Annotated in this window: 2 protein-coding genes; both read left to right on the forward strand. The window is 51.0% G+C overall.

The features are described from left to right. The first annotated feature begins 78 nt into the window (after positions 1 to 78). Positions 79 to 384 carry a helix-turn-helix domain-containing protein gene (locus NUV48_15540; GenBank protein MCR4443544.1) on the forward strand — a complete coding sequence of 102 codons (306 nt, stop codon included), beginning with the start codon at positions 79 to 81 and terminating at the stop codon, positions 382 to 384. Beyond that, a complete protein-coding gene (gene tnpB, locus NUV48_15545; GenBank protein MCR4443545.1) occupies positions 378 to 731 on the forward strand; it encodes an IS66 family insertion sequence element accessory protein TnpB in 354 nt (117 codons plus the stop codon). Before NUV48_15540 ends, tnpB begins: the two co-directional genes overlap by 7 nt. Positions 732 to 783: the final 52 nt, after the last annotated feature.

Consider the following 783-nt stretch of genomic DNA (forward strand, 5'->3'; position numbering starts at 1 on the left):
AAACTTTCCCCACCTTGTAGCCCCCTTCGGCCAAGCGTATAATCTTCCCCAAAGAACCAAAACGGGGAGGATTTTTTTATGACCAGAAACGAGCACCGACAGGAATGGGAACGCCTCATCGCCGACTATCGGGCCAGTGGTCTAAGCGCCAAAAAGTGGTGCGCCGCCAATCATGTAAAATTCCACCAATTAAAGTACTATCTTTACCGTGGAAAGATCGGTCCCGCCACGCAGTCATCCAAGTGGCTGCCGGTCGAGATGACGCCGATGGAACATGTTGACACCGGTTTGTTGATCAGGATCGGTGCCGCCTGCATCGAGGTCAAATCCAGCTTCGATCCCAATCTGCTTTCCAGGGTAGTCCGGGTGCTGGCATCATGTTGAACGAGATCGGCATTGAGCGGGTCTATCTCGCCTGTGGCGCTACCGATTTGCGCAAGTCCATAGATGGATTGGCGGTATTAGTCAGGGAGGGATTCAATCTCGATCCCTTCTCCAGCAGTCTCTTTGTTTTCTGTAACCGGCAGCGGGATAAGCTGAAGATCCTCCATTGGGATCACAATGGTTTCTGGCTCCATTACCGCCGGTTAGAGCGGGGTAAATTCCAGTGGCCGGCTGAAAACTCATCTCCGGCGCCTATCAGTTACCGTGAGTTGCGCTGGTTGCTCGACGGCCTGTCCTTGAAACAGCCTCGGGCGCACTCTGAAGTAAAGCAACGCATCGTATTGTAAAGATATCAAAAGATATGAAGAAATATTTTATTATTTTGACTGAACAAGAAGG

Source organism: Peptococcaceae bacterium, from assembly GCA_024655825.1.
Classification (GTDB): Bacteria; Bacillota; Peptococcia; order DRI-13; family PHAD01; genus JANLFJ01.